Origin of the sequence: Spirulina sp. CCY15215, from assembly GCF_016888125.1 — a bacterium.
GTDB lineage: Bacteria > Cyanobacteriota > Cyanobacteriia > Cyanobacteriales > Spirulinaceae > CCY15215.
In genome coordinates this window covers 1-395 of record NZ_JACSWA010000324.1, presented here as the reverse complement: position 1 = coordinate 395, position 395 = coordinate 1, and the positions used below count along the sequence as shown (strand labels likewise).

General features: G+C 42.5%; 1 protein-coding gene. It reads right to left on the bottom strand.

The window, feature by feature from the left end; genetic code table 11:
* The coding region (locus tag JUI58_RS06045; RefSeq protein WP_204102857.1) for a hypothetical protein at window positions 1–395 on the bottom strand (395 nt) is incomplete at both ends.

Here is a 395-nt window from a genome sequence, read left to right as displayed (position 1 = left end):
AATTCATCTTCGGGAGTAGACAGACAACCCCGTGCAAAAAGGATGTCTTCTTCTCGGATTTCTAGAGAATCAAACTCTCGTTCAAATGGCGAAAAATCTGTTGTTGTTGTTGCTGTTGACAAGTTATTTGTAATCTTAAAGGTCAAGGTATCCAAACCCGAAGAAGCCGCCAAGATTTGGAAATCTCCCGTTGCTGCTGTGAGATTGAAGAAATTTAAGGCAATACCACTGGCATTGGTGATGACGCTAGTACCATTGGAGAACGAACCCGTGACATCTCCCACAGGACTAAAATTAACGGTTGCGCCAACAGAAGGGATAATATTAAACGCTTTTTCTACGACTTTGACGCTAACATCAAGGGTAGAAGGAAGGCTGCTGATAGTGATGTTTTG